This window comes from Pseudoduganella sp. GW821-FHT05F09 (genome assembly GCF_059419605.1).
This window is the reverse complement of record NZ_JBWKSD010000012.1, coordinates 25,990-51,761: the sequence shown is the minus strand read 5'-3', so window position 1 is coordinate 51,761 and position 25,772 is coordinate 25,990. Positions and strand designations below refer to the sequence as shown.

Here is a 25,772-nt window from a genome sequence, read left to right as displayed (position 1 = left end):
TCAGACGGGGTCGCGTCCCGACAATTCCGGCGGGATGCGGGCCACGATGTCGGCCACCGACACGGCCGGATTGCGCTCCACGCGGCCGCCGAAGAACATGTCCTCGGCGTGCTCGTGGAACACCGATTCCATGTAGCGCGGCACGCCACGCCACACCACGGAGTCGAACAGCGCGCGTTCCATGCAGATCAGGTCCGAGATCACACCCAGCTCCTGCAATCGCATATAGGCCAGGCTGTGGTCCACGTGCGACGACACGTGGTAGCTCTGGCCGGCGGCCGACAGCTCGAACAAATGCCGGTACACCGCCAGCAGGCTGGCGCTGTGGCCGATGTTCATAAAGTCCGGCATGCTGTACGGCTTGTCCATGTGCATGTACTCGATCAGCACCGATTTCGGATAGCTCAGCAGCTTGCGGAACTCGGCCAGCACATGGTTGAAATTGACCGACACGTCGCTGCGCAGGCGCAAGGTGAGCGCCTCCTTGCCGTAGTGCTCGCAGGCCAGCTCCAGGCCGCGCAGCGCGCCGTAGTACAGCTTCTGCTTGCTGTTCGGCAGCACCAGGTCTCCGCGCACGTCCTGCGTTTTCAGATTGCTCTGGTCGGACAGCACCAGGTGGTCGAACAGCGAGCGGTTGGCGTTGAGCCACTCGGCGTCGTCGTTCCAGCCGCTGTAGATGATCTTGAAGCCCTGCACCCGGAACACATAACACAGCGCATGGATGGTGTGGCTGGCGTCGAAGGGCACGCTCAGCACCCGGCGCGCCTCGATGTCCTTGCTCAGGTTTTGCGTGACCGGGTTGATGCCGCTGGCGCGCAGCGGTCCCTGCAGGACCAGTACTTTGGTAATTGCCATTGTTCTTGTTGGTAAATGGATAGGGTGCGGCTTAGGGTTCGCGTATCGATTCGTCCAGCGCCTTGGTCAATGGCCACAGCAGGTAGGACATCACCGAACGCTTGCCGACGACGATCTCGGCCGTCAGCGTCATGCCGGGCAGCAGGCGCTGCGTCGGTTCCAGCTTGCGCAGCTTGGTGCTGCCCATGTTCAGCGTGCCCAGGTAGTAGGCGTCCGTGCCCTGGCCCGGCAGCACTTGTTCGCGCTTGAACGAGTCTTCGCTGATGGTGCGCAGCTTGCCGTCCAGCATGCCGTGCCGCTGGAAGGGAAAGGCGTCGATCTTGATATGAGCCGGATCGCCGGGCTTGAGGTGGCCGATGTCGAGCGAGTCGATCTCGACCTGGGCTTCCAGGTCGGCGCCCAGCGGCACCAGGGTGAACATGGTTTCCGCTTCGCGCAGCACCGAGCCGGGCGACAGCTTGGCGATCTCCAGCACCACCGCGTCGGCCGGGGCGGTCAGCTGCACCAGCTTGTGGCGGCGGTCGGCCTTGGTCAGCTGCTCGTTGATGCCGTCGCGGTCGCGGGTGGCGGTCAGCAGGTCTTCCATCATGCGCTGGCGCCAGTTCTTGCTGAAGGCGGCCTGCTCGGCCTGGGCGGCGTTCAGCTCGCGCTGCATCTCGACGTCCTTGTTGCGGCCCATGACCATGGTGCGCTCGACCTCCAGGCGGCGGTCGCGCGCCTCCAGCAGCTGCATCTTGGCGCCGAAGTTCTCGGCCACCAGTTTTTCCTGCATGGCCTCGATCTCGGACAGCGACTTGAGGCGCTGCGCCAGCACTTGCTGGTCGCGCTGGTTGGTCTCGATGCCGGCCTTCAGGCGTGCGATGTTCTGCTCCAGGCGCATCTTCTGCGCCTCGTAGTTGGCCTGGCGCTCGGTCGACAGCTGCGCCTGCAGCAGCTGGTCGGCGTCGCGCCCGCCCGTGCCGGCAGCGCCGGGCTTGCCGGACAGCTCGGCGCGCAGGCCTTCGGCCTGGGTGTCCAGGCTGCGCAGGCGGTTGCGCAGCTGGGCCTCGTCGGCCTGGGTGAAGGTCGGGTCCAGCGTGGCCAGCAGCTGGCCCTTCTTGACCACCTGCCCGGCGCGCACTTCGATGGTCTGGATAATCGCCGTCTCGAGCGGCTGCACCACGATGTTGGGCTTGGGGTTGACCAGGCGGCCGTGCGCCATCACCACCGTCTCCACCTGGGACAAGGTGGCCCACAGGATGAAGGTGACGAACAGGCCCAGCAGCACGTGCAAGGTCATGCGCAGCCAGCGCGGCAGCGGATTGCGCTCGATGGCGTCGGCGTCGGGCAGGAACTCGATTTCAGTCTGGCCGCGACGTTTCGGGCTTACAGGTGGCTTGTTTGCTGGTTCCATAAATGCTGATAAGTGTCGCTACGGGTAAGCAGTTCCTGGTGGGTGCCGGCGTCGACCAGCTGGCCCCGCTGCATGACCAGGATGGAGTTGGCGTTGACCAGGGTGGACAGGCGGTGCGAAATCATCACCACGGTGCGGCCCACCGCGATCTTGGACAGATTGCGGATGAAGATGGCTTCGCTTTCCGGATCCAGCGCGGAGGCCGCCTCGTCCAGGATCAGGATGCGCGGCTTGGCCAGCAGCGAGCGCGCGATCGACAGGCGCTGCTTCTGGCCGCCCGACAGATTGCTGGCGCTTTCCTCGAGCAGGGTGTCGTAGCCCATGGGCAGGCGTTCGATGAATTCGTCCGCGCCGGCCGCCGCCGCCGCTTCGGCGATTTCCTCGAAGGTGGCGTCCGGCTTGGTGACGGTGAGGTTCTCGCGCACGGTGCCGCGGAACAGGAAGTTCTCCTGCAGCACCACGCCGATCTGGCGGCGCAGATGCGACAGCTCGATCTCGCGCGCATCGACGCCGTCGAAGCGGACGATGCCTTCCTGCACCGAGTACAGGCCCTGGATCACCTTGGTCAGCGTGGTCTTGCCGGAGCCGGAGCGGCCCACCACGCCCACCACGGTGCCGGGCTGGATGGTGAAGCTGGTGCGGTCCAGCGCGGCGGTCTGCGAGCCCGGATAGCGGAAGGTGACGTCGTCGAACTTGATCTCGCCGTTCAGCACGGGGCGCAGGCCGCCGGCGCCGGCGCGGCCTTCCGGCGCGCGGTTCATCACTTCGCCCAGCATTTTCACCGACAGCGCGGTTTCCTGGTATTCGTTGACCAGGCCGACCATGGAGATCAGCGGGCCGGTGACGCGCTGCGACAGCATCTGGAAGGCGATCAGCGCACCGACCGACAGGGTCTGGTTGAACACGTCCTGCGCGCCCAGCACGATCAGCACCACCGGCATCAGCTTGCCCAGGAAGTCGGTGATGGCGTTGCCGGTGATGGAAATCTGGCCGACCCGGAAGTGCATGGTGATGGCTTCGGCCGAACGCTGGTCCCAGGTGCGGCGCTGGGCCGGCTCGATGGCCAGCGCCTTGACCGTGCGCATGCCGTGGATGGTTTCCACCAGCATGCCCTGGCGGTGGCCCTCGGCCGCGTACAGCGCGTTCAGGCGGCGCTGGTAGGCCGGCACCATGGCCATGACGATGACCGCGATCATGGCCGTGAAGGCCAGCACCACCATGGCCAGCTTGACCGAGTAGCTGAACAGGATGGGCAGGAAGATCAGCAGCGAAATCAGGTCCAGGCCGGTGAAGAACAGGCGCCCGGTGAGGAAGTTGCGGATCTTTTCCAGCTGCTGCATGTGGCGCGTGACCACGCCGGCGGTGTGGGTCTCGAAATAGTCGATCGGCAGCGACAGCAGGTGGCTGAAGGTGCGGCGCGTCAGGCGCATGTCGATCTTGTTGGAGGCGGCCAGGGTCAGCATCTGGCGCAGGTAGCCGAAGGTGGCGTCGAACACCAGCGCGATGACGATGCCGGCGGCCAGCACCCACAGCGTGGTGACGGCCTGGTGCGTGAGCACCTTGTCGATCACCAGCTGGAAGAAGATGGGCGAAGCCATGGCCAGCAGGTGCATGGCGATGGCGGCGATGAAGATGTCGCGGTAGGCCGCTTTCTGCTTCAGGATTTCGGGAATGAACCAGCGCAGGCTGAAGGGCTGGTTGGGGTCGCTCAGCTTGTGCTGGCGTTTCAGGAACACCACCTCGCCTTCCCAGCGCGAGCAGAAATCGGCCTGGCTGACCATGACCACGCCGGCCGCGCCGGCCGCCGGGTTGAGCACCGCCACCATGCTGCCGCCGTCGCCGGCCACGTCGCTGTTCTGCTTGGCCCCCACCGCGATCACCATATTGCCGTCGCGCAGGCGCGCCATCAGCGGGAACACGCCCTCCTGCGCCATCAGGCCGTTCCAGTCCAGGCGGCCGGCCTTGGCCTTCAGGCCGATGTCGCCGGCGATGCGCAGCAGCAGGCTGTCGCCCGGCTCCTCGGCCCCCAGTGCGTAATCGTCGATCAGGCGTTCGGGATTGATCTGCAAGCCATGGTGCTGCGCAATCGCGGTCAGGCACTGGATGGCTGTGTGGGGAAATTTATCGTGCATCGTCTCGGTTGGGCTAGTAAGTGCGAGTTGCATCCGTGCAAGATACACCCGGTCTGGGGATTCTACCGCAGACCAGCGGCAAGATGGGCTATCTTGCCGCTTTTCCGGGGCGCTTGGAAGGCTGCGTTACGCTTATTTCCGCTTCTTTGTCGCTTCTCTCGCTTCTTTCCGTTTATTTCACCGCGGCCAGCCAGCCCGGCTGCGCGGCGCCGTGCCAGAACGGCGGACGCGGCAGGTCGGCCGGGCCGGCCAGGGCCGCCGCGCCGCCCGGCCCGGCCAGTCCGAAGCGCTGCAAACTGTCGGCCATTTGCGCCACGCAGGCGCCCAGGTCGATGCCGCCGGCGCCGCCGTTGCCCAGGCCCAGGCTGCCGCCTGCGGCGGGCGGCGCGGCATGGGAGTAGGACGACAGCGCCTGCACCAGGCCGCTGACGCTGCTGCGCAGATCGGCGGCGCCCGGCTTGGGTGCGCTGCCGGCAAACCAGACGTCGGCCGCCGCATGGCTGGCGCCGTCGGCGGTCTGGTAGCTCGACGTCAGGCCGACGATATTGCCGTTGTTGAGCGACACGTCCTGTTGGTTCTGCAGGCCGATGCGGGTGATGTGCAGTTCGTCCAGCGTGTGCAGCTCGGCGGCGGCGCTGACGCCGTCGCTGTTGCTATCCACCCACACGCGCAGGCGGCCGAAGGCGGCGTCGGCGGCGCTGATGGCGCCGTCGCCGTTGCTGTCGAGTTCGGCCAGCGCCTGGTAGCCGTTGCCGGCCTTGGCGCCGCTGGCCAGCGTGGTGCCGGAACCGAACAGTTCGCCGCCGTCGCCGATGCGGCCGTCGCCGTTGCGGTCCAGGGCCAGCAGGCCGTCGGCCGGGCCGGCCCAGCCGGTGGCCACCGGCGCGCCGGCCGCCAGCATGTCGAAGCGCACGCCGGCCGACAGGCCCAGCGTGCTCACGCCGTTGCCGTCCAGGTCCAGCACCAGCGGGGTGTACATGCCGGACAGCGCGGCCACCTGCTCGGCGCTCAGCGCCTGCACCTGGGTGGACGTCAGCGCGCAGATCTGGGCGCTGTTCAGGCTGGCGACCTGCAGCGTGTTCAGCGCGCGGATCTGCGCCGTGCCCAGCGCGCGCAGCGAGGCCGTTGCCAGCACCGCCACGTCCTGCCCTTCCAGCCCGGCGAGGGCGGAGGTGCCGAGCGCGGCCAATTGCGCCCCGCTCAGCTGCGCGGCCTGGGCCGTGGTCAGCGCCGCCACCTGGGCCGTGCCCAGCGCGGCGACCTGCGCGGTTTTCAGCAGGGCCACGGCGGCGGTTTTCAGCGCGGCCACGTCCTCGGCGTCCAGCGCGCCAAAGGCGGCGCCCGACAGCGCGGCCACCTGCGCCGTGCTCAGCATGGCGGCATGGGCGCTGTTCAGCGCGGCGACCTGCACCGTGCTGAGGGAGGCGATGCTGTCGCTGCCCAGCGCAGCCAGCTGGCCCAGGCTGAGCGCGCCGACCTGGCCGCCGCTCAGCATGGCGATCTGGGCGCTGCTGAAAGCGGCCAGCACGGACGCCTTCAGGCCGCCGATGTCGCGCGTTTCAATCGCGGCGATGGCCTCGCTCGACCACAGCGACAGCTGCGCGTTGGTCAGCCCGCCCACCTGCAGCGAGCTGAGGGCGGCGATCTGGCTGCTGCCCCAGCCTTGCGCCAGCTGGCGCGAATTGATCTGGCCGATATGGGCTGCGCTCAGCGCGGCCACCTGGGCGCTGTTCAGCGCCGCCAGCTGGTTGCTGGCCAGGCCGGCGGCGGCGTACACCGACAGCGCGGCCACGTCGGCCGTCTGCAGGGCCGCGATGGCGCCGGCGCCGAAGGCGGCCAGCTGCGCGGCGCTCAGCGCGCCGGCCTGCTGGGTGTTCAGCGCAACCACCTGGGCCGTGTCCAGCGCGGCGATCTGCGCCGTCCTGAGGGCGGCGACGGCGCTGGCGCGCAGCGCGCCGAAGCCGTCCGTGCCCAGCGCGGCCAGGGCCGCCGTGGACAGCGAGGCCACCTGCACATTGCTCAGGTAAGCCATTTGCAGCGTGCTCAGCGCGGCGAGCTGGGCGTCGCCCAGCGCGTTCAGCGCGGCCGTGTTGAGCGCGGTGATCTGGGAGCCGGTCAGGCTGGCGATCTGGGCCGTGGAGAGCGCGGCCAGCTGGTTGGTTTTCAGGCTGGCGAAGATGGCCAGACGCAGGCCGGCCAGGTCCGACGTTTCCAGCGCCGCCAGCGCTTCGCCGGACAGCGCGCCGAACTGGACGGCGCTGAGCGCGCCCAGCTGGGCCGAGGTCAGCGCGGCGATCTGGGCGGTGCTGATGGCGCCGGCCAGCTGCGCGGTGGTCAGCGCGGCGATCTGCTGCGTGCCCAGGGCGCGCATGCGCGCACCGTCGAAGGCGGCCAGCTGGGCCGCCGACAGGGCGGCGATGGCACTGCTGCGCAAGACCGCCAGGTCCGCCGTTTCCAGGCCCGCCAGCGCGGCTGCGCTCAGGCTCAGCACCTGGGTGTTGCTCAGCGCGGCGGCCTGCTGGGTGGTCAGCGCGGCCAGTTGCGGCGCGCTCAGCGCGGCCAGCTGCGCGGTCTGCAGGCCGGCCAGCGCGTAGGCCTTGAGGGCGGCGATGTCCTCGGTGCCGAGGGCGGCAATGGCGTTCTCGGACAGCGCACCCAGCTGGGCGGAGCTGAGCGCGCCGGCCTGCTGGCTGCGCAACGCGGCGGCCTGGCCGGCGCTGAACGCGGCCAGCTGGGCCGGCGTGAGCGCCTGGGTCTGGGCCAGGGTCAGCGCGCGCACGCCGTCGCTGCCGAGCGCGGCAATCTGCGCGGCGCTGAAGCGGGCCAGCAGCGTGGCCTTCAGCGCGGCCAGGTCGGCCGTTTCCAGGGCGGCGATGGCGGCGGCGGACAGTCCGGACAGCTGCGCCGTGCCCAGCGCGGCGGCCTGGGCCGTGGTCAGCGCGGCCAGCTGCGCGGTGCTGAAAGCGGCCAGCTGCTCGTTCTTCAGTGCGGCGATGACGCGGGTCGACAGGCCGGCGATGTCGGCCGCGTCGATGGCGGCCACGGCGGCCAGCGACAACGCGCCGAACTGCTGGCTCGACAGCGCGCCGATCTGGCGCGAATTGAAGGCGGCCAGCTGGGCGGCGTCCAGGCCGCCGGCCAGTTGCACGGTGGTCAGTGCGGCGATCTGGGCGGTGGTGAGCGCCTGCGCGCCGCGCGTGCCCAGCGCCGCCAGGTGGGCGCCGTCCAGGCCGCGCACGGCGATGGCCTTGAGCGCGGCCAGGTCGGCCGTGTCGAGCGCGGCGATGGCATCCAGGCCGAAGGCATTGAGCTGGCGGCTGTTGAGCGCGGCGGCCTGCGCGGTGCTGAGCGCGGCCACGTGCGCCAGGCCCAACGCGGCGATCTGGCGCGTGCCCAGGCCGCTGATGGCGTTGCTGCGCAGCGCGGCGAAGTCGGCCGTCTCCAGCGCGGCCAGCGCCTCGGCCGACAGCGCATTGAGCTGGCTGGAACTGAGCGCGCGCGCCTGCTGCGTGCTCAGCGCGGCGACCTGGCCGCCGTTCAGTGCGGCGGCCTGGCTGGTTTTCAGGGCGGCGATGGCGGCGGTGCGCAGCGCGGCGATGTCCACCGCGTCCAGCGCGGCCACGGCTTCGGCGCGCAAGCCGGCCAGCTGCATGGGGCTCAGCACGGCCATCTGGGCGGTGGTGAGCGCGGCGGCCTGCCCTGCGCCCAAAGCGGCCAGCTGGGCCGGTTTGATGCCGGCGAAGGCGGCCACGCTGAGCGCGGCGATGTCTTCCGGCGCCAGCGCGCCGAAGGCGCTGGCCGTCAGCGCGCCGGCCTGGGCCGAGGACAGCACCGCGACCTGCTGCGCACTCATGGATGCAGCCTGGCTGGAGTTGAGCGCCGCGAACACGCTGACCGCCAAGGCGGTGATTTGCTGCGTCGTCAGATCCGCGATCTGCAAAGTGGTAGTGGCCAAAGGTCCGCCTCAATAGTCAGTTTAAAAAGTTATCCCGATTCTATGAGGAAAGAGTGGAGGGCAAAGCCAAGAAAAAAGCGGCAAGACTGGTCGTCTTGCCGCTTTTGATTTTGAGGAAAGGGAAGAACTCCCCTTTCCGTACTGCGTTTTGCTTACTTCGGCGCTGCCAGGATGCCGCCGTTGCTGCCCGCGCCGTGCAGCGCTTTGAGGCGCAGCTCGTCGGCAGGCGCCGCTTGCGCGGCAGTGGCGTTCAGCTTGCTAGCGTCGAACTGGTTCAGCGCGTCGGCCAGCTGGGCCGCGCCGGCTGCCACGCCCTGGCCGGCGTCGTCCAGCTTGAGCGTGCCGCCGGTGGCCGGAGCCGCCTCGCCGCCGTAGCCGGCCATCGCCTGCACCAGTCCGTTGACGCTGCCGCGCAGGTTCGCCGCCGGGGCCGCCAGGAACCAGACGTCGGCCGCCTGGTGCTGCTGGCCGTCGGTGGTTTCGAAGGTCGACGTCAGGCCGGAGATGTTGCCGTGCTCGATGGCGCTGCCTTTGGCCACGTCCAGGTTCAGCTTGCTGATCTGCAGCTGCGCCAGCGTCTTCAGTTCGTCGGCCTGGCTGACGCCGTCGGCATTGCCGTCGACCCAGACGCGCAGCTTGTCGAAGCTGCTGTCCGCGCTGCTGAGCACGCCGTCGCCGTTGCTGTCGAGCTCGGCCATCGCCGCGTAGCCGTTGGCGGCGGTGCTGCCGTCAGCCAGCTTGGTCGAGGAGCCGAACAGTTCGCTGCCGTCGTTGATGACGCCGTCGTTGTTGCGGTCCAGTGCCAGCAGGCCGTCGCCCTCGCCCACCCAGCCCGTGTTGACCTTGCTGCCGTCGGCGCGCATGTCGAACTGCACGCCTTCGGTGATGCTGCGGGTCTTGATGCCGTTGCCGTCCAGGTCGAGCACGACTGGCGTCAGGCTGATCAGCGAAGCGATCTGGCCCGCGCTCATCGCACCGATATGGTCGCTGGTCAGCGCGTGGATCTGCAGCGTGGTCAGTGCGTGCAGCTGGGTCGTGCCCATCGCCTTCATCTGGTCGGTCGTCAGCGCGCGGATCTGCGCGGTGCGCAGGCCGGCCACCTGGGACGTCAGCAGTGCGTTCAGGTCGCTCGTTTCCATCGCCGCGATGTTGGCCGTGCTCAGCGCCTGCAGCTGGCTGGTGCGCAGCGCCTGCACTTCGGTGGTCGACAGCGCGCGCACCTGGTCGGTGCCGAAGCCTTGCGCCAGCGCAGCGGTGCTCAGCGCCGCCACTTGCGTGGTTGTCAGGCTGGCGATCTGGTCGGTCGTCAGGGCCGCCACTTGCGCGGTCCTCAGGCCGGCAATGCCGGTGGTGACGATGGCGCGCAGATCGGACGTTTCCAGCGCAGCGATGCTGGCGGTGTTCAGCGCAGCCACTTGCACCGAGTTCAGCACGGCGATCTGGTGGGTGCCCAGCGCCACGATCTGGTTGGTGCGCAGACCGGCCGCGATATTGGCGGTGCTCAGCGCGGAGATGGCGGAAGTGTTCAGCGACACGATCTGGTCGGTGGTCAGCACGCCTACCTGCGCCGAACCCAGCGCGGCGATGCCAAGGCTGGCCAGTACCGTCAGATCCGCCGTTTGCATGGCGCGGATACCGTCGGTGGTCAGGGCCGCGACCTGGTTGCTGCCCAGGATGGCGGCTTGCGAGGTCGTCAGGGCAACCACCTGGTCGGTAGTCAGCGCGGCGATCTGGCTGCTGCTCAGGCCACGTACCGTCGCGGTCTTCAGCGCGGCCAGATCGGCCGTTTCCAGGGCAGCGACATTGGCGGTGCTCAGCGCGGCCGCTTGCGTGCTGCTCAGTGCTGCGGCGGCGTCAGTGGTCAGTGCCACGACCTGATTGGTTTTCAAGGCCTGTGCAATCGCAGCCGTCGTCAGCGCGGCGACTTGCGCGGTCGACAGGTTGGCCACCTGGTCGGTGGTCAGCACGGCCACTTGCGCGGTGCGCAGGCCGGCGATGGCAGCCGTGGTCAGGCCGCGCAGGTCTGCGGTCTCGATGGCGGCAACGCCTTCGGTGCTCAGGGCAGCCACTTGCAGCGCGCTCAGCGCGGCAAACTGGTGCGAGCCCAGCGCTACAACCTGGTTGGTCTTCAGGCCGTTGGCGATGCTGGAGGTGCTCAGGGCGCCGACAGCAGCCGAGCTCAACGAGGCTACCTGGTCGGTGGTCAGCGCGCCAACCTGGGTCGAGCTCAGGGTGGAGATGATGCTGGTGCCGATGGCGGCCAAGTCACGCGTTTCGATGGCGCGGATGGCGTCGGTGCCCAGGCCGGCGGCCTGGCTGCTCACCAGGGCAGCCACTTGCGTGGTGCTCAGGGCGACAACCTGGTCGGTGGTCAGCGCGCCGACCTGGCTGCTGCTCAGCGCGCGGATCGAAGCCGTTTTCAGCGCGGCCAGATCGGCCGTTTCCAGCGCAGCCACGTTGGCGGTGCTCAGCGCGGCGGCTTGCGTGCTGCTCAGTGCGGCGGCGGCATCGGTGGTCAGGGCCACGACCTGGTTGGTTTTCAGGGCCTGTGCAATCGCAGCCGTCGTCAGCGCGGCAACTTGCGCGGTCGACAGGTTGGCCACCTGGTCGGTGGTCAGCACGGCCACTTGCGCGGTGCGCAGGCCGGCGATGGCAGCCGTGGTCAGGCCGCGCAGGTCTGCGGTCTCGATGGCGGCAACGCCGTCGGTGCTCAGCGCAGCGACTTGCAGCGCGCTCAGCGCGGCGAACTGGTGCGAACCCAGCGCCACAACCTGGTTGGTCTTCAGGCCGTTGGCGATGCTGGAGGTGCTCAGGGCGCCGACAGCAGCCGAGCTCAACGAGGCTACCTGATCGGTGGTCAGCGCGCCAACCTGGGTCGAGCTCAGGGTGGAGATGATGCTGGTGCCGATGGCGGCCAAGTCACGCGTTTCGATGGCGCGGATGGCGTCGGTGCCCAGGCCGGCGGCCTGGCTGCTCACCAGGGCAGCCACTTGCGTGGTGCTCAGGGCGACAACCTGGTCGGTGGTCAGCGCGCCGACTTGGGCGCTGCTCAGCGCGCGGATCGAAGCCGTCTTCAGCGCGGCCAGATCAGCGGTTTCCAGCGCAGCGACGTTGGCGGTGCTCAGCGCGGCCGCTTGCGTACTGCTCAGTGCTGCTGCGGCATCGGTGGTCAGGGCCACGACCTGGTTGGTTTTCAGGGCCTGTGCAATCGCTGCCGTCGTCAGCGCGGCGACTTGCGCGGTCGACAGGTTGGCCACCTGGTCGGTGGTCAGCACAGCCACTTGGGCGGTGCGCAGGCCGGCGATAGCTGCGGTGGTGAGGCCGCGCAGGTCTGCGGTCTCGATCGCGGCCACGCCTTCGGTGCTCAGGGCAGCCACTTGCAGCGCGCTCAGCGCGGCAAACTGGTGCGAGCCCAGCGCTACAACCTGGTTGGTCTTCAGGCCGTTGGCGATGCTGGAGGTGCTCAGGGCGCCGACAGCAGCCGAGCTCAACGAGGCTACCTGGTCGGTGGTCAGCGCGCCAACCTGGGTCGAGCTCAGGGTGGAGATGATGCTGGTGCCGATGGCGGCCAGGTCACGCGTTTCGATGGCGCGGATGGCGTCGGTACCCAGGCCGGCGGCCTGGCTGCTCACCAGGGCAGCCACTTGCGTGGTGCTCAGGGCGACAACCTGGTCGGTGGTCAGCGCGCCGACTTGGGCGCTGCTCAGCGCGCGGATCGAAGCCGTTTTCAAGGCGGCCAGATCAGCGGTTTCCAGCGCAGCGACGTTGGCGGTGCTCAGCGCGGCTGCTTGGGCGCTGCTCAGTGCGGCGGCAGCGTCGGTGGTCAGTGCGACGACCTGGTTGGTTTTCAGGGCTTGTGCAATCGCAGCCGTGGTCAGCGCGGCGACTTGCGCAGTCGACAGGTTGGCCACCTGGTCGGTGGTCAGCACAGCCACTTGGGCGGTGCGCAGGCCGGCGATGGCAGCCGTGGTCAGGCCGCGCAGGTCTGCGGTCTCGATGGCGGCAACGCCTTCGGTGCTCAGGGCAGCCACTTGCAGCGCGCTCAGCGCGGCGAACTGGTGCGAACCCAGCGCCACAACCTGGTTGGTCTTCAGGCCGTTGGCAATACCCTGAGTGCTCAGCGCGCCGATGGCGGCCGAGTTCAGCGAAGCAACCTGGTCGGTCGACAGCGCCGTGATCTGGGTCGAGCTCAGCGTGGAGATGATGCTGGTACCGATGGCGGCCAGGTCACGCGTTTCGATGGCGCGGATGGCGTCGGTGCCCAGGCCGGCGGCCTGGTTGCTGACCAGCGCGGCCACTTGCGTGGTGCTCAGGGCAACAATCTGGTCGGTGGTCAGCGCGCCAACCTGGCTGCTGCTCAGCGCGCGGATGGCGGCGGTTTTCAGCGCGGCCAGATCAGCGGTTTCCAGCGCGGCCACGTTGGCGGTGCTCAGCGCGGCGGCTTGCGCGCTGCTCAGTGCTGCTGCGGCGTCGGTGGTCAGCGCCACGACCTGGTTGGTTTTCAGGGCTTGTGCAACGGCAGCCGTGGTCAGCGCGGCGACTTGCGCGGTCGACAGGTTGGCCACCTGGTCGGTGGTCAGCACGGCCACTTGCGCGGTGCGCAGGCCGGCGATGGCTGCCGTGGTCAAGCCGCGCAGGTCTGCGGTCTCAATGGCGGCAATGCCTTCGGTGCTCAGCGCGGCAACCTGCAGCGCATTCATTGCAGCGAACTGGTGCGAACCCAGCGCGACAACTTGATTGGTCTTCAGGCCGTTTGCAATGCCCTGAGTGCTCAGCGCGCCGATGGCGGCCGAGTTCAGCGAAGCAACCTGGTCGGTCGACAGCGCCGTGATCTGGGTCGAGCTCAGCGTGGAGATGATGCTGGTACCGATGGCGGCCAGGTCACGCGTTTCGATGGCGCGGATGGCATCGGTGCCCAGACCGGCGGCCTGGCTGCTCACCAGGGCAGCCACTTGCGTGGTGCTCAGGGCGACAACCTGGTCGGTGGTCAGCGCGCCAACCTGGCTGCTGCTCAGCGCGCGGATGGCGGCGGTTTTCAGCGCGGCCAGATCAGCGGTTTCCAGCGCGGCCACGTTGGCGGTGCTCAGCGCGGCGGCCTGGGCGCTGCTCAGGGCGGCGGCAGCGTCGGTGGTCAGTGCGACGACCTGGTTGGTTTTCAGGGCTTGTGCAATGGCGGCCGTCGTCAGCGCGGCGACTTGCGCGGTCGACAGGTTGGCGACCTGGTCGGTGGTCAGCACAGCCACTTGCGCGGTGCGCAGGCCGGCGATGGCGGCCGTGGTCAGGCCGCGCAGGTCTGCGGTCTCGATGGCGGCAACGCCGTCGGTGCTCAGGGCAGCGACTTGCAGCGCGCTCAGCGCGGCGAACTGGTGCGAGCCCAGCGCCACAACCTGATTCGTCTTCAGGCCGTTGGCGATGCTGGACGTGCTCAGGGCGCCGACAGCAACCGAGCTCAACGAGGCTACCTGGTCGGTGGTCAGCGCGCCAACCTGGGTCGAGCTCAGGGTGGAGATGATGCTGGTGCCGATGGCGGCCAAGTCACGCGTTTCGATGGCGCGGATGGCGTCGGTGCCCAGGCCGGCGGCCTGGCTGCTCACCAGGGCAGCCACTTGCGTGGTGCTCAGGGCGACAACCTGGTCCGTGGTCAGCGCGCCGACTTGGCTGCTGCTCAGCGCGCGGATGGCGGCGGTTTTCAGCGCGGCCAGATCGGCCGTTTCCAGCGCGGCCACGTTGGCGGTGCTCAGCGCGGCCGCTTGCGTGCTGCTCAGTGCTGCAGCGGCGTCAGTGGTCAGTGCAACGACCTGATTGGTTTTCAGGGCTTGTGCAATCGCAGCCGTGGTCAGCGCGGCGACTTGCGCGGTCGACAGGTTGGCCACCTGGTCGGTGGTCAGCACAGCCACTTGCGCGGTGCGCAGGCCGGCGATGGCAGCCGTGGTCAGGCCGCGCAGGTCTGCGGTCTCGATGGCGGCAACGCCTTCGGTGCTCAGGGCAGCGACTTGCAGCGCGCTCAGCGCCGCGAACTGGTGCGAACCCAGCGCCACAACCTGGTTGGTCTTCAGGCCGTTGGCGATGCTGGAGGTGCTCAGGGCGCCGACAGCAGCCGAGCTCAACGAGGCTACCTGGTCGGTGGTCAGCGCGCCAACCTGGGTCGAGCTCAGGGTGGAGATGATGCTGGTGCCGATGGCGGCCAGGTCACGCGTTTCAATGGCGCGGATGGCGTCGGTACCCAGACCGGCGGCCTGGCTGCTCACCAGGGCGGCCACTTGCGTGGTGCTCAGGGCAACAACCTGGTCGGTGGTCAGCGCGCCGACCTGGCTGCTGCTCAGCGCGCGGATGGCGGCGGTTTTCAGCGCGGCCAGATCGGCCGTTTCCAGCGCGGCCACGTTGGCGGTGCTCAGCGCGGCGGCTTGGGCGCTGCTCAGGGCGGCGGCAGCGTCGGTGGTCAGGGCCACGACCTGGTTGGTTTTCAGTGCCTGTGCAATCGCTGCCGTCGTCAGCGCGGCGACCTGCGCGGTCGACAGGTTGGCCACCTGGTCGGTGGTCAGCACAGCCACTTGCGCGGTGCGCAGGCCGGCGATGGCAGCCGTGGTCAAGCCGCGCAGGTCTGCGGTCTCGATCGCGGCCACGCCTTCGGTGCTCAGGGCAGCCACTTGCAGCGCGCTCAGCGCGGCGAACTGGTGCGAACCCAGCGCCACAACCTGGTTGGTCTTCAGGCCGTTGGCGATGCTGGAGGTGCTCAGGGCGCCGACAGCAGCCGAGCTCAACGAGGCTACCTGGTCGGTGGTCAGCGCGCCAACCTGGGTCGAGCTCAGGGTGGAGATGATGCTGGTGCCGATGGCGGCCAGGTCACGGGTTTCAATGGCGCGGATGGCGTCGGTACCCAGACCGGCGGCCTGGCTGCTCACCAGGGCAGCCACTTGCGTGGTGCTCAGGGCAACAACCTGGTCGGTGGTCAGCGCGCCGACTTGGGCGCTGCTCAGCGCGCGGATCGAAGCCGTTTTCAAGGCGGCCAGATCAGCGGTTTCCAGCGCAGCGACGTTGGCGGTGCTCAGCGCGGCGGCTTGGGCGCTGCTCAGTGCGGCGGCAGCGTCGGTGGTCAGTGCAACGACCTGATTGGTTTTCAGTGCCTGTGCAATCGCTGCCGTCGTCAGCGCGGCGACTTGCGCGGTCGACAGGTTGGCCACCTGGTCGGTGCTCAGCGCGGCCACTTGCGCGGTGCGCAGGCCGGCGATGGCGGCGGTCTTCAAGCCGCGCAGGTCGGCGGTCTCAATGGCGGCAACGCCTTCGGTGCTCAGCGCGGCCACTTGCAGCGCATCCATGGCGGAGAACTGGTCGGACGACAACGCCGCGATCTGGTTGGTCTTCAGGCCGTTGGCAATGCCGGCGGTGCTCAGCGCGGCAATGGCAGCCGTGCGCAGCGAGGAAACCTGGTCGGTCGTCAATGCGGCGATCTGGACCGAGCTCAGGTTGGAGATGATGTTGGTGCCGATGGCGGCCAGGTCGCGCGTCTCAATCGCACGGATGGCGTCGGTGCCCAGGCCTGCAGCCTGGCTGCTCACCAGGGCGGCCACTTGCGTGGTGCTCAGCGCCACCACCTGGTCTGTGCTCAGCGCGCCAAGCTGGGCGCTGCTGAATGCACGCACGGCAGCGGTGCTCAGCACGGCCAGATCGGAAGTTTCCAGCGCCGCGACGCTGGCGGTGCTCAGCGCGCCGGCTTGGGCCGAGCTCAGCGTACGAGCGGCATCGGTGGTCAAGGCCACCACTTGCTGGGTTTTCAGCGCACTGACCTGGGCGGTGGTCAGACCCAGGATAGCGCTGGTTTTCAATACGGCAACGTCATCCGTGGAGAGTGCCGCAACGCTGGCCGTGGTCAGGGCGCCAAGCTGGGCGGAACTCAGGACCGCCGCCTGGTTGCTGTTGAGCCCTGCTATCTGCGTCGTGCCCAGGGCACGCAGCATCAAGGTCGTGAGGAAAGGGATATGGGTTGAGGTGAAGGCACCGAACTGCGCGGAAGTCAGCGCGGCGATGTCCTCCGAGGGGATCGTGCCGATCTGATCAGTGCCTAGACCTGCGATTTGATCGGTATTAAAAAGATTGATAACGCCCATTCCCACTCTCCTTGTATTGCGCTGCAGACAAAAACAGGCGCTTACAAGGCATAGCCTGCAGCACCAGCGTTTTTATTCGAAAAATATATGTGGCGGTGGCCACGTCTATGCAAAAAAACCAGTTGTTACATGATTATAAATGAGCTACTTGCTGCCTAGAAGCAATTAGTTAACACCTGTTGCTTTTAGGATAGCGAAAAAAAAAGCGGCAAGACCGAAGTCTTGCCGCTCTCAGATCTTACTTACTTCGGTGCCGCCAGGAAGCCCTGGGTGGTGCCGTGCAGCGCTTTGAGGCGCAGATCTTCACCAGCCGGCGCCAGTCCTGCGGCTCCGTTCAGCTTGGTCGCGTCGAACTGTTTCAGCGCGTCGGCCAGGTTGGCCACGCTGCTGGCCACGTTCTGGCTGCCGCCATCCAGTTTCAGCGTGCCGCCCGTTGCCGGTGCGTCGCTGCTGCTGAAGGAAGACATCGCTTGCACCAGGCCGTTGACGCTGCCGCGCAGATCCGCCGCACCCGGCGTCACGTTGCTGCCGGCGAACCAGACGTCGGCTGCGGCGTGGCTCTGGCCATCGGCGGTTTCGTAGGTCGAGGTCAGACCGACGATGTTGCCGTTATTCAGAGACACATCCTGCTTGGCGTTCAGGTTCAGCTTGGTGATGTTCAGCTCGGCCAGCGATTTCAGCTCGCTTGCCTGGCTGACGCCGTCCGCATTGCCATCCACCCAGACGCGCAGGTCGCCGAAGGCACTGTCATCACTGGTCAGTGCGCCATCCTTGTTGCTGTCCAGTTCAGCCATCGCGTCGTAGCCGGTCTTCGCCTTCTGGCCGTTGGCCAGCGTGGTGCCCGCGCCGAACAGCTCGGTGCCGTCGTTGATCACGCCGTCGCCGTTGCGGTCCAGGGCCAGCAGGCCGTCGTTGCCGCGTACCCAGCCGGTGTTGACCGCGGTGCCGGTGCCCAGCACATCGAACTTGACGCCGTCGCCAACCGACAGGGTGTCAATGCCGTTGCCGTCCAGATCCAGCACGATAGGCGTGTAGAACGGGCTGACGAAGGCATTGATCTGGTCCGTCGTCATGGCCTGGATCTGGGTCGAGGTCAGCGCGCAGACTTGCGAGCTGGTCAGCGTGTGGACCTGGGTCGTCGTCAGGCTGCGCAGCTGGTCGGTCGACATGGCGCGGATTGCCGAGGTGCGCAGGGCACGCATGTCGTTCGTTTCCAGCGAGGCCACCTGGTCGGTCGACAGACCGGCGATCTGCGTGCTGAGCAGTGCGCTGAACTGGCCGGTGGTCATCGCCACCAGCTGGTCGGTCGTCATGGCGGAGATCTGGCTGGTGTTCAGCGCGGAGATCGAAGCCGATTTCAGCGCGGCCAGGTCGTTGGTCTCCATGGCCTTGATGCCGTCCGTGGTCAGCGCCGCAGCTTGCGCGCTGTTCAGGGTGGCAACCTGGCTGGTGCTCAGGCCAACCACTTGATCCGTGGTCAGCACAGCGATCTGCGAGGTTTTCAGGCCGGCGATCGCTACCGTGCGCAGCGCAGCCAGATCTTCGGTCTGCAGTGCGGCGATGGCGTCGGTGGTGAAGGCAGCCACCTGGCTCGAGCTCAGTGCCGATGCTTGCGCGCTGTTCAGAGCGACCACCTGGTCGGTGCTCAGGGCGGCGGCGATGGCGCTGGTGGTCAGGGCGGCGACCTGGCTGCTGGTCAGGTTGTTGACCTGGTCAGTCGTCAGGGCTGCAACCTGGTTGGTTTTCAGCGCGGCAATCACGGTCGACTTCAGGGCCACGATGTCGTTGGTCTCGATGGCTTTGATCGAGTCGGTCGTCAGCGCCACGAACTGGGTGGTGGTGAACGCGCCGAACTGGGCGGAGTTCATGGCCACGATCTGGTCGGTGGTCAGGCCGGCAGCGATCTGGGTGGTGCTCAGGGCGCTGAACTGGCCGGAGGTCATGGCGCCGATCTGGTCGGTCGTCAGGACCGAGATCTGGTCGGTTTTCAGGCCAGCGATGGCCGCCGATTTCAGCGCGGCCAGGTCGTTGGTCTCCATGGCCTTGATGCCGTCGGTGGTCAGCGCGCCAGCTTGGGCGCTGGTCAGCGCGGCAACCTGGTTGGTGCCCAGGCCAACTACCTGGTCGGTGGTCAGCACAGCCATTTGCGAGGTCTTCAGGCCGGCGATGGCAGCGGTTTTCAGCGCGGCCAGGTCTTCGGTCTGCAGCGCCTTGATCGCGTCGGTGGTGAAGGCAGCCACCTGGCTCGAGCTCAGGGCCGATGCTTGCTGGCTGTTCAGGGCCACGACCTGGTCGGTGCTCAGCGCGGTAGCGATGGCGGTGGTGGTCAGAGCGGCGACCTGGCTGCTGGTCAGGCTATTGACCTGGTCCGTCGTCAGGGCGGCGATCTGGTTGGTTTTCAGCGCGGCGATCACGGTCGATTTCAGGCCGACGATGTCGTTGGTCTCGATCGCTTTGATCGAGTCGGTCGACAGCGCGTTGAACTGGCTGGTGGTGAACGCGCCGAACTGGGCGGAGTTCATGGCCACGATCTGGTCGGTGTTCAGGCCGGCAGAGATCTGCGTGGTGCTCAGGGCGCTGAACTGGCCGGAGGTCATGGCGCCGATCTGGTCGGTCGTCAGCACCGAGATCTGGTCGGTTTTCAGGCCAGCGATGGCAGCCGATTTCAGCGCGGCCAGGTCGTTGGTCTCCATGGCTTTGATGCCATCGGTGGTCAGCGCGCCAGCTTGGGCGCTGGTCAGCGCGGCAACCTGGTTGGTGCCCAGGCCAACTACCTGGTCGGTGGTCAGCACGGCCATTTGCGAGGTCTTCAGGCCGGCGATGGCCGAAGTCTTCAGCGCGGCCAGGTCTTCGGTCTGCAGCGCGGCGATCGCGTCGGTGGTGAAGGCACCCACTTGCAGCGAGCTCAGCGCGGAGGCTTGCTGGCTGTTCAGGGCCACAACCTGGTCGGTGCTCAGCGCGGTGGCGATGGCGGTGGTGGTCAGGGCGGCGACCTGGCTGCTGGTCAGGCTATTAACCTGGTCAGTCGTCAGGGCGGCGATCTGGTTGGTTTTCAGCGCGGCGATCACGGTCGATTTCAGGCCGATGATGTCGTTGGTCTCGATGGCTTTGATCGAGTCGGTCGACAGCGCGTTGAACTGGCTGGTGGTGAACGCGCCGAACTGGGCGGAGTTCATGGCCACGATCTGGTCGGTGTTCAGGCCGGCAGAGATCTGCGTGGTGCTCAGGGCGCTGAACTGGCCGGAGGTCATGGCGCCGATCTGGTCGGTCGTCAGGACCGAGATCTGGTCGGTTTTCAGGCCAGCGATGGCAGCCGATTTCAGCGCGGCCAGGTCGTTGGTCTCCATGGCTTTGATGCCATCGGTGGTCAGCGCGCCAGCTTGGGCGCTGGTCAGCGCGGCAACCTGGTTGGTGCCCAGGCCTACGACCTGGTCGGTGGTCAGCACGGCCATTTGCGAGGTCTTCAGGCCGGCGATGGCCGAAGTCTTCAGCGCAGCCAGGTCTTCGGTCTGCAGCGCGGCGATCGCGTCGGTGGTGAAGGCAGCCACTTGCAGCGAGCTCAGCGCGGAGGCTTGCTGGCTGTTCAGGGCCACGACCTGGTCGGTGCTCAGCGCGGTGGCGATGGCGGTGGTGGTCAGGGCGGCGACCTGGCTGCTGGTCAGGCTGCTGACCTGGTCAGTGCTCAGCGCGGCGATCTGGTTGGTTTTCAGCGCAGCGATCACGGTCGACTTCAGGCCGATGATGTCGTTGGTCTCTATCGCTTTGATGGCGTCGGTCGACAGCGCGTTGAACTGGGTAGTGGTGAACGCGCCGAACTGGGCGGAGTTCATGGCCACGATCTGGTCGGTGTTCAGGCCGGCAGAGATCTGCGTGGTGCTCAGGGCGCTGAACTGGCCGGACGTCATGGCGCCGATCTGGTCGGTCGTCAGCACCGAGATCTGGTCGGTACGCAGGCCAGCGATGGCCGCCGATTTCAGCGCGGCCAGGTCGTTGGTCTCCATGGCTTTGATGCCGTCGGTGGTCAGCGCGCCAGCTTGGGCGCTGGTCAGCGCGGCAACCTGGTTGGTGCCCAGGCCTACTACCTGGTCGGTGGTCAGCACGGCCATTTGCGAGGTCTTCAGACCGGCGATGGCCGAAGTCTTCAGCGCGGCCAGGTCTTCGGTCTGCAGCGCGGCGATGGCGTCGGTGGTGAAGGCAGCAACCTGGCTCGAGCTCAGGGCCGAGGCTTGCTGGCTGTTCAGGGCCACGACCTGGTCGGTGCTCAGCGCGGTGGCGATGGCGGTGGTGGTCAGTGCCGACACCTGGGTGCTGGTCAGGTTGTTGACCTGGTCGGTGGTCAGCGCGGCAACCTGGTTGGTTTTCAGCGCAGCGATGACGGTCGACTTCAGGCCGACGATGTCGTTGGTCTCGATGGCTTTGATCGAGTCGGTCGACAGGGCGCCGAACTGGGTGGTGGTGAACGCGCCGAACTGGGCGGAGTTCATGGCCACGATCTGGTCGGTGGTCAGGCCGGCAGAGATCTGCGCGGTGTTCAGGGCGCTGAACTGGCCGGAGGTCATGGCGCCGATCTGGTCGGTCGTCAGCACCGAGATCTGGTCGGTTTTCAGGCCAGCGATGGCCGCCGATTTCAGCGCAGCCAGGTCGTTGGTCTCCATGGCTTTGATGCCGTCGGTGGTCAGCGCGCCAGCTTGGGCGCTGGTCAGCGCGGCAACCTGGTTGGTGCCCAGGCCAACTACCTGGTCGGTGGTCAGCACGGCCATTTGCGAGGTCTTCAGGCCGGCGATGGCCGAAGTCTTCAGCGCGGCCAGGTCTTCGGTCTGCAGCGCGGCGATCGCGTCGGTGGTGAAGGCAGCCACCTGGCTCGAGCTCAGGACGGAAGCTTGCTGGCTGTTCAGGGCCACGACCTGGTCGGTGCTCAGGGCGGTGGCGATGGCGGTGGTGGTCAGTGCGGAAACCTGGGTGCTGGTCAGGTTGTTGACCTGGTCGGTGGTCAGCGCGGCAACCTGGTTGGTTTTCAGCGCAGCGATCACGGTCGATTTCAGGCCGACGATGTCGCTGGTTTCGATCGCCTTGATGGCGTCGGTGGTCAGGGCGCCGAACTGGGTGGTGGTGAACGCGCCGAACTGGGCGGAGTTCATGGCCACGATCTGGTCGGTGGTCAAGCCGGCAGCGATCTGGGTGGTGCTCAGGGCGCTGAACTGGCCGGAGGTCATGGCGCCGATCTGGTCGGTCGTCAGCACCGAGATCTGGTCGGTACGCAGGCCGGCGATGGCAGCCGATTTCAGCGCGGCCAGATCGTTGGTCTCCATGGCCTTGATGCCGTCGGTGGTCAGCGCGCCAGCTTGGGCGCTGGTCAGCGCGGCAACCTGGTTGGTGCCCAGGCCAACGACCTGGTCGGTGGTCAGCACGGCCATTTGCGAGGTCTTCAGGCCGGCGATGGCCGAAGTCTTCAGCGCGGCCAGGTCTTCGGTCTGCAGGGCGGCGATCGCGTCGGTGGTGAAGGCAGCCACTTGCAGCGAGCTCAGCGCGGAGGCTTGCTGGCTGTTCAGGGCCACAACCTGGTCGGTGCTCAGCGCGGTGGCGATCGAGGTGGTGGTCAGCGCGGCGACCTGGCTGCTGGTCAGGCTATTAACCTGGTCCGTCGTCAGGGCGGCGATCTGGTTGGTTTTCAGCGCGGCGATCACGGTCGACTTCAGGCCGACGATGTCGTTGGTCTCGATGGCTTTGATCGAGTCGGTCGACAGGGCGTTGAACTGGGTGGTGGTGAACGCGCCGAACTGGGCCGAGTTCATGGCCACGATCTGGTCGGTGGTCAGGCCGGCGCCGATCTGGGTAACGCTCAGGGCGGCAAACTGGCCGGAGGTCATGGCACCGATCTGGTCGGTCGTCAGCACCGAGATCTGGGCGGTGCTCAGGCCGGCGATGGCAGCCGACTTCAGCACGGCCAGGTCGTTGGTCTCCATGGCCTTGATGCCGTCGGTGGTCAGCGCGCCAGCTTGGGCGCTGGTCAGCGCGGCAACCTGGTTGGTGCCCAGGCCAACTACCTGGTCGGTGGTCAGCGCGGCCACTTGGGCGGTGCGCAGGCCGGCGATGGCGGAGGTTTTCAGTGCGGCCAGGTCTTCGGTCTGCAACGCGGCGATGCCGTCGGTGGTGAAGGCGGCAACCTGGCTCGAGTTCAGGGCAGCGGCTTGCGCGCTGTTCAGGGCGACCACCTGGTCGGTGCTCAGCGCGGTGGCGATGGCGGTGGTGGTCAGCGCGGCAACCTGGCTGCTCGACAGGTTGCTTACCTGGTCGGTGGTCAGGGCGGCGATCTGGTTGGTTTTCAGTGCGGCGATCACGCTCGACTTCAGGCCGGCCAGGTCATTGGTTTCAATGGCTTTGATGGCGTCGGTGGTGAAGGCGGCGACTTGGGCGGTGCTCAGCACGCCGATCTGCGCCGAGTTCATCGCGACGACCTGGTCGGTGGTCAGGCCGGAACCGATCTGGGTGACGCTCAGGGCGGCAAACTGGCCGGTCGTCATGGCGCCGATCTGGTCGGTGGTCAGCGCAGCGATCTGGGCAGTGTTCAGGCCGGCGAGGGCGGACGATTTCAGGGCGGCCAGGTCACTGGTTTCCATGGCCTTGATGCCGTCGGTGGTCAGCGCGCCAGCTTGCGCGCTGGTCAGCGCTGCAACCTGGTTGGTGCCCAGACCTACGACCTGGTCGGTGGTCAGCGCAGCCAGCTGGTTGGACTTCAGGCCGGCGATGGCGACGGTGCGCAGGGCGGCCAGGTCTTCAGTCTGCAGGGCGGCGATGCCGTCGGTGCTGAAGGCGGCAACCTGGGCCGAGCTCAGCACGGCGGTGTGGTTGGTGCCCAGTGCGACGATCTGGTCAGTCGTCAGGCCGGCGGCGATCGCGTTGGTGGTCAGCGCGGCGGCTTGGCCGCTGGTCAGCGCGCCGATCTGGTCGGAGCCCAGCACGGCGACTTGATTCGTTTTCAGTGCAGCAATGGAGGCGGTCTTCAGCGCGGCGATGTCGCTGGACTCGATGGCTTTCACCGCGTCGGTCGACAGGGCGGCAACCTGGCCGCTGGTCATGGAGGCGAATTGCGCGGAGGTCAGCGCAACGGTCTGGTCCGTGGTCAGCGCGCCAGCCAGCTGGCTGGTGGTGAACGACGGGATCTGGGCGCTGGTGAACACGCCCATCTGGTCGGTGGTCAGTGCCCGGAACTGGTCTGAGGAAAGGCCAGCGATATCAGCTGTCGCCAGACCCGCAATCTGCGCGGTCGAAAGTGAGGCAATTTGGTCTGTGGACAAGCTGGTTACGATACTCATTTCCATTCTCCTTGGGGCACTACTCGAATCTGACTGGACACGAACTGGAGCCGGTGGGCTGTTCCCGGGCTCCAATCGCTAATCTGTGGCACAGCGCCCTACAAAAGGGCGCGCTTTTCATTCTTAACGTCAACAGTTCGGTTAACTTTAGTAAACAAAAGTGACAAGAATATTACTTACTGGTCAACTTTTATCAGCCGTCATCGAACTGGCGCAACACCGCAACGCAAAACTACGCTTCGTTACAAAGCGACCGCAACGGTGCTTTCATTAAGTAAACTTGTTAACTTGGGGCAATTTCATAGGGAGGCTGCTACTTCCCTTCTGTGATGCCACCGGAAGTGCAGGCGGCACATAGACATTACCGGCAAGTATAGCGGATTTACTTGCCACGCAGCACTTATTTAATTTCCTGTCGCCATCAAACAACTCGAGTAAACGACAACTTTTCCATAGTGAAAAGACAAGCACACAAGCTTTATTCTAGGGCGGCAAGGAGGATGCCTATCTGGCAAACAAGCTGATTTCTTGCTATCAATTCACGAACTGCGGGACGAAAAAAAGCCCGGCGCAGCGGCCGGGCTTGTCCTGAACACAGGCAAGCTTGCCTGTTCAGCCTTTTTGCGCCAGCAGCGCCTGGATCGCCGCCTCGGTCTGGCCGTACTGCCCTTCGCCGAAGTGGGTGTAGACCACCTTGCCGCTGCGGTCGATCAAATACAACGCCGGCCAGTACTGGTTGCGATAGGCGCTCCAGGTGGCGTAGCGGTTGTCCTGCGCCACCGGATAGCGGATATCGAAGCGCTTGATGGCGGTCTGCACATTGGTGGTGCTGCGCTCGAAGGGAAACTCGGGCGTGTGCACCCCGACCACCACCAGGCCCTGGTCCTTGTACTTCTCGTGCCAGGACTTCACGTGCGGCAGCACGTTGATGCAATTAATGCAAGTGTAGGTCCAGAAATCCACCAGCACCACTTTGCCGCGCAGCTGCTGCACGGTGAGCGGCTCGCTGTTCAGCCATTTCTCGATGCCGGCGAACTCCGGCGCGGCGGCCGGGTTCTTCAGCGGACCGGCGGCGGCCAGGCCGGAGGCCAGGGCCAGGGCGGCGGCCGCCGCTGCTGTGCGTGTCAAAAACATATTAAAGTCCTTTCAGGGAGGGAAAGAAGGCAGCCAGGCTGGAATAGGCCAGGATGTCGTACTGCATATATATAGCGAAGGCGGTGGCGATCACGAGCACGCCGAACACCTGCTGCAGGCGCCCGGCATGGCGCGCCACCACGCGCACCCGCGCGCCGGCGTACTGGCCGCCATACAGGATGGCCAGCATGGGAATGGCGGCGCCGGCGGCGTACAGCGTGATCAGCAGCGCCGACCAGCCCAGGTCCTGGGCCCGCACCACCAGCGCCAGGATGGAGGCCAGCACGGGGCCGGCGCACGGCGTCCACACCGCGCCCAGCGACATGCCCAGCACGAAGCCGCCCAGGCTGCCGCCGCGCGCGCCGGCCGCACCAAGGCCGCCGCCCATGCCCGGCAGCGCCCGCTGCACCCCGGCCACCAGCCAGTCGTAGGGCCGTGGCCACAGGCGCAGCAGGCCGGACAGCGCCAGCAGCGCAATGGCGGCATTGCGCAGCGCCTCCTGCGCCGCCTGCACCACGGACGACACCGCGCCCAGCAACATGGCAAAAGAGGCGAACGTGAGAATGAAGCCGGCGATGATGTACAGCGGCCGGCGGCGTGCCGGTCCGGCTGGCTGGCCGGCGCCGCCGGCGGCGCTGCCCAACAGGATGGGCATCACCGGCAGCACGCACGGCGAGGCGATGGTGAAGACGCCGGCCAGCAGGGCCAGCAGCGTTTCGAGCAGATTGTGCATGGGGCGCTCCGCCTGACAGGATAGAAAACGCTATTGGACCGCGCCCAGGTATCCCGCTTGTGTCCGCCGCGCGGCGGCGCTGCAATGTAGTGTGTACGCCGGCCGAGGGGATACACGGGGATACAAACATGCAAATGCGCTGGGGTATCATG

At 67.0% G+C, this 25,772-nt stretch carries 8 protein-coding genes; all 8 read right to left on the bottom strand.

Translation table 11 applies throughout. The features are described from left to right. Positions 1 to 855: a hypothetical protein gene (locus AC07S4_RS28495; protein WP_494989808.1), complete on the bottom strand. Its 855-nt coding sequence runs from the start codon at positions 853 to 855 to the stop codon at positions 1 to 3. Positions 856 to 886: 31 nt separating this feature from the next. Beyond that, a complete protein-coding gene (locus tag AC07S4_RS28490; protein ID WP_494989807.1) occupies positions 887 to 2,248 on the bottom strand; it encodes an HlyD family type I secretion periplasmic adaptor subunit in 1,362 nt (453 codons plus the stop codon). Then, on the bottom strand, positions 2,221 to 4,380 hold the full coding sequence (locus AC07S4_RS28485; protein ID WP_494989806.1) for a peptidase domain-containing ABC transporter: 2,160 nt from the start codon (positions 4,378 to 4,380) through the stop codon (positions 2,221 to 2,223). The genes AC07S4_RS28490 and AC07S4_RS28485 overlap by 28 nt, the downstream gene beginning before the upstream one ends. Before the next feature lie 172 nt (positions 4,381 to 4,552). Next, positions 4,553 to 8,335, bottom strand: coding sequence for an SPM autocatalytic domain-containing protein (locus AC07S4_RS28480; RefSeq protein ID WP_494989805.1), 3,783 nt, complete (start codon positions 8,333 to 8,335; stop codon positions 4,553 to 4,555). A gap of 152 nt (positions 8,336 to 8,487) precedes the next feature. Then, positions 8,488 to 16,290 carry an SPM autocatalytic domain-containing protein gene (locus tag AC07S4_RS28475; RefSeq protein WP_494989804.1) on the bottom strand — a complete coding sequence of 2,601 codons (7,803 nt, stop codon included), beginning with the start codon at positions 16,288 to 16,290 and terminating at the stop codon, positions 8,488 to 8,490. A 392-nt stretch (positions 16,291 to 16,682) separates the two neighbouring features. Beyond that, positions 16,683 to 23,753 (bottom strand): SPM autocatalytic domain-containing protein, encoded by a 7,071-nt coding sequence (locus AC07S4_RS28470; protein WP_494989803.1) that lies wholly within the window; start codon positions 23,751 to 23,753, stop codon positions 16,683 to 16,685. A gap of 612 nt (positions 23,754 to 24,365) precedes the next feature. Continuing rightward, entirely contained in the window at positions 24,366 to 24,887 is a 522-nt protein-coding gene (locus AC07S4_RS28465; RefSeq protein ID WP_494989802.1) for a thioredoxin family protein, read from the bottom strand. 1 nt (position 24,888) lies between these two features. Beyond that, positions 24,889 to 25,620, bottom strand: a complete 732-nt coding sequence (locus tag AC07S4_RS28460) for a cytochrome c biogenesis CcdA family protein (protein ID WP_494989801.1) — start codon at positions 25,618 to 25,620, stop codon at positions 24,889 to 24,891. Between the last annotated feature and the right edge of the window lie 152 nt (positions 25,621 to 25,772).